This window comes from Gryllotalpicola sp. CP2-P1, from assembly GCF_057512245.1.
Genome location: NZ_JBLRDT010000203.1, coordinates 1 through 4,566, shown reverse-complemented (window position 1 = coordinate 4,566; position 4,566 = coordinate 1). Strand labels below are relative to the sequence as shown.

The 4,566-nt window shown below is 67.7% G+C and carries 4 protein-coding genes; 3 read left to right on the top strand and 1 reads right to left on the bottom strand.

The genetic code is table 11. The annotated features are described in order from the left end of the window. On the top strand, nucleotides 1–1,415 hold a 1,415-nt coding region (locus ACM2XV_RS12720), incomplete at its 5' end, for a [protein-PII] uridylyltransferase family protein (RefSeq protein ID WP_487027190.1). Nucleotides 1,416–1,470: 55 nt separating this feature from the next. Here ACM2XV_RS12720 and glnA read toward each other — a convergent pair. Next, the gene (gene glnA, locus ACM2XV_RS12715) at nucleotides 1,471–2,895 is read right to left on the bottom strand and encodes a type I glutamate--ammonia ligase (RefSeq protein WP_344777655.1); all 1,425 of its coding nucleotides are present in this window, start codon (nucleotides 2,893–2,895) and stop codon (nucleotides 1,471–1,473) included. Between the two features lie 230 nt (nucleotides 2,896–3,125). On the opposite strand from glnA, the gene ACM2XV_RS12710 reads away from it, so the two are divergent. Continuing rightward, on the top strand, nucleotides 3,126–3,449 hold the full coding sequence (locus ACM2XV_RS12710) for an RDD family protein (protein ID WP_487027189.1): 324 nt from the start codon (nucleotides 3,126–3,128) through the stop codon (nucleotides 3,447–3,449). 151 nt (nucleotides 3,450–3,600) lie between these two features. Beyond that, nucleotides 3,601–4,563: an IS481 family transposase gene (locus ACM2XV_RS12705; RefSeq protein ID WP_487027188.1), complete on the top strand. Its 963-nt coding sequence runs from the start codon at nucleotides 3,601–3,603 to the stop codon at nucleotides 4,561–4,563. Nucleotides 4,564–4,566: the final 3 nt, after the last annotated feature.

Sequence of the window (4,566 nt, the reverse complement as noted above, 5' to 3'; positions counted from 1 at the left end):
CCCTCGGGCACATCGCGGCACTCACGGAAGGCGTCTCGCGCGCGGCGACGATCCAGCGCACGCTGCTACCGGTCATGCTGCAGTGGTTCGCCGACGGCGCCGACCCCGACTACGGCCTGCTCACGTTCCGCCGCCTCGCCGACGACCTCGGCGATCATCACTGGTTCCTGCGCATGCTGCGCGACACCTCCGGCGCCGCGCACCGGCTGACGCGGCTGCTGTCGGGCTCGCGGTATGTGGGCGAGCTGCTCGGCGCTCTGCCCGAGGCGGTCGCGTGGCTCGATGACGACGACGACCTGCGGCCACGCCCGCGCGCCGTGCTGGAGGACGAGCGCGACGCCGTCCTCGCGCGTCACTCCGATGCGGAGTCCGTCGCCGCCGCGATGATCTCGGCGCGTCGGCGGGGCGTGCTGCGACTCGCGATCGGCGGCATCCTGGGTGTCGTCTCGATCGACGAGGTCGCACGTGGGCTGAGCGATATCACCGATGTGTATCTGCAGTGCCTGCTCGCCGCCGTGCGCCGCGAGCACTCCGACGCCGAACCCGACGGCTTCGAGTTCGCGATCATCGCGATGGGCCGCTTCGGCGGCCGCGAGCTCGGCTTCGGCTCGGACGCCGACGTCATGTACGTCTATCGCGCGCCCCGTGGCGACTCGGCCGCAGGCACGGCCGCGAGCAGCGCGGCCCTGCGCATCGCCGCCGAGCTGAAGAGGCTCAGCGACGACCCCCGGCTGCCCCTCGACCTCGACCTCGACCTTCGCCCCGAGGGTCGCAACGGGCCGGTCGCACGCTCGCTCGAGGCATACGCCGCCTACTATGCCCGGTGGTCGCTCACCTGGGAGGCACAGGCGCTGCTGCGCGCCCGCGGCGCCGCCGGCGACACGACGCTCATCGCCGACTTCGAACAGCTGGCCGACCGCACGCGGTACCCGGCGTCGATCGGCGCGACCGAGATCCGCGAGGTGCGACGCATCAAGGCCCGCGTCGAGTCCGAGCGGCTCCCGCAGGGCGCAGACCCGACGCGCCACCTCAAGCTCGGCCGGGGGTCCCTCTCGGACGTCGAGTGGTACGTGCAGCTGATCCAGCTGCAGCACGCCGCCCGCGTGCCCGCATTGCGCACGACCTCGACGCTGGGCGCGCTGAGTGCCGCCGTCGACGCGGGGCTCGTCGACGAATCGGATGCCGAGCGCCTGCGCGCCGCCTGGGTTTTCGCCTCCCGCGCGCGCAGCGCCATGACCCTCTGGACAGCGCGGACGTCCGACGTGCTGCCCTCCGATCGAGCGCAGCTCGACGGTGTCGCACGCCTGCTGGGCTTCCCGCCGCGCTCCGCGAGCCGCTTTGAAGAGGAATACCTCGCCGTCACCCGGCGCGCCCGCGCGGTGTTCGAGCGCGGCTTCTACGGCATGACGTCCTGACACGGGAAAGGGGCCCCTGCCGAAGCAGAGGCCCCTTTCGCGACTCCGTCAGAAATCAGACGCCGTAGTAGAGCTCGTACTCGAACGGGTGCGGGCGCTGAGCGAGGGGCTTGAGCTCCTTCTCGCGCTTGTACTCGATCCAGGTCTCGATGAGCTCCTCGGTGAACACGCCGCCCTTGGTGAGGAAGTCGTGGTCGGCCTCGAGCGCGTCGAGCACCTTGTCGAGCGAGCCGGGAACCTGCGGAATGAGCTTGGCCTCCTCGGGGGGCAGCTCGTAGAGGTCCTTGTCGACCGGCTCGTGCGGCTCGATGCGGTTCTGGATTCCGTCGAGGCCCGCCATGAGCTGGGCGGCGAAGGCGAGGTACGGGTTGCCCGAGGCGTCGGGCGCGCGGAACTCGATGCGCTTGGCCTTGGGGTTCGTGCCCGTGATCGGGATGCGGATGGCCGCCGAGCGGTTGCCCGCCGAGTAGACCAGGTTGACGGGGGCCTCGAAGCCGGGGACCAGGCGGTGGTAGGAGTTCACCGTCGGGTTCGTGAAGGCGAGGATCGCCGGGGCGTGGGCGAGCAGGCCGCCGATGTACCAGCGGGCGATGTCGGACAGGCCGCCGTAGCCGGCCTCGTCGTAGAACAGCGGCTGCCCGCCGTTCCAGAGCGACTGGTGGGTGTGCATGCCCGAGCCGTTGTCGCCGAAGAGCGGCTTCGGCATGAAGGTCGCCGTCTTGCCCCACAGCTCTGCCGTGTTCTTGACGATGTACTTGAACTTCAGGATGTCGTCGGCCGCGTGCACCATCGTGTCGAAGCGGTAGTTGATCTCGGCCTGGCCACCGGTGCCGACCTCGTGGTGCGCACGCTCGAGGACGAGGCCCGCGTCGATCAGCTTGAGCGAGATGTCGTCGCGCAGGTCGGCCTGCTTGTCGACGGGGGAGACGGGGAAATAGCCGCCCTTGTAGGGCGTCTTGTTGCCCAGGTTGCCGCCCTCTTCGACGCGGCCCGAGTTCCAGGCGCCCTCTTCGGAGTCGACGTGGAAGAAGGAGCCGTTCTGCTTCACCTCGTAGCGCACGTCGTCGAAGATGTAGAACTCGGCCTCTGGGGCGAAGAACGCGGTGTCGGCGATGCCCGTCGACGCGAGGTACTTCTCAGCCTTCTTGGCGACCTGGCGCGGGTCCTTGGAGTAGATCTCGCCGTTGCGCGGGTTGTAGATGTCGAAGACGAGGATCAGCGTCTTCTCAGCGCGGAACGGGTCGACGTAGGCGGTCGTCACGTCGGGGATCAGCTGCATGTCGGACTCGTGGATGTTCGCGAACCCGCGAATCGATGAGCCGTCGAACAGCTGGCCGACGGTGAAGAACTCCTCGTCGACGGTTGATGCGGGGATGTTGAAGTGCTGCTGCACACCGGGGAGGTCGGTGAAGCGAATATCAAGGAATTTGACGTCTTCGTCCTTGATGAACTTCAGCACCTCGGATGAGTCCTTGAACATTCAAGCTCCAAAAGGCTGACGGGATAGGCGCGGGCGCTACCTGCTTGCAGGGTATGGTCAGGCCGTTTCTCTGCAGTAAAGCAATTGTTTCGGGCCTGTTACGTGGCAGGCTATCAGCCGCGAGTTCCTAGGATTGACGGGTGAGCGAGCGAGTTGCGGATGCTGCACCGAGCAACTTTCCAGGGGAACGTCTCGGCCTTCCCGAGGATGGCAGAGGGTCGGTCGGGCGGATGGGGCGGCGTGTGCTCGGCCTCGTCATCGACTGGGCGATCGCGATGGCGATCTCGTGGCTCATCACCCGCCACTACGGCGGCTGGACCGTCTACCCCGTCTTCGCCGCGCTGCAGATCCTCGCGATCTGGGCGCTCGGCGGCTCGATCGGCCATCGCATCGCCGGGCTGCGCCTCTCGGCCCTGCCCGGCTCGCAGCCGGCGCTGTGGCGGCCCGTCGTGCGCAGCGTTCTGCTGATGATCGTGATTCCGGCGCTCGTGTGGGACTCCGATCACCGGGGCTTCCACGACAAGATCGCCGGAACCGTGCTCGTCCGCGCGTAGGCCGCGCAGAAGAACTGCCCCGCCGAAGCGGGGCCGTTCGCAGGTGGTGGCTAGCTGTAGTTCCTCGGCAGGTTGTGAACGTGGGTTGATGTAGCGAAGACCTCCGGGACGATGTGGGTTACCACACTCACTTCGTTCACCGGAGGTCTTCGTGACTCACGCTAATGCTCATCTGACTCCGAGGGGCCGGCTGATGCTGGCGCGCTCGATCGTCGAGCAGGGCTGGTCCTGTCGGCGTGCGGCTGAGCGGTTCCAGTGCTCGCCGGCTACGGCGAAGAAGTGGGCGGACCGGTTGCGCGCGGGCCTGCCGATGACCGACCGCAGCTCCCGCCCGCACTCAAGCCCGAACCGCACAAGTCAGCGCACCGAGCGGCGCATCGTCGCGCTGCGGTTCATCCGCCGCTGGGGCCCGCACCGCATCGCCTTCCACCTGCACCTGGCCCGCGCCACCGTCGAGCGCGTGCTGAAGCGGTACCGGATGCCGGCGCTTGCACACGTGGATCAGAACACCGGCCTGCCGGTCCGGAAACCGAAGCCGATCAGGTACGAGCGGCAGAAGCCGGGCGAGCTGGTGCACATGGACATCAAGAAGCTCGGCCGCATTCCCGACGGCGGCGGCCACCGGGTGCACGGCCGCACGATCGGCAATCACAACAACAAGAAGGCCGGACGCGGCTACGCGTTCCTGCACCACGTCATCGACGACCACTCGAGACTCGCGTACTCCGAGATCCTCGCCGACGAGCGCAAAGAGACCGTGGTCGCGTTCTGGCAGCGCGCGAAAGCGTTCTTCGCCGACGCCGGAATCACGATCGAGCGCGTCATGACCGACAACGGCTCGGCCTACCGCTCCCGACTGCTGGCAAAAGAGCTCGGGACGATCAAGCACAAGTTCACAAAGCCCTACCGACCCCAGACCAACGGCAAAGTCGAACGGTTCAACCGCACGCTCGCCGCCGAGTGGGCCTACGCCAAGCCGTACGCGTCAGAGGAAGCCCGAGCCGCCGACTACCAGGCCTGGATCCATCACTACAATCACCACAGACCCCACACCAGCATCGGCGGCAAGACCCCGTCAGAACGCGTTCACAACCTCACGAGGAACTACAGCTAGCGC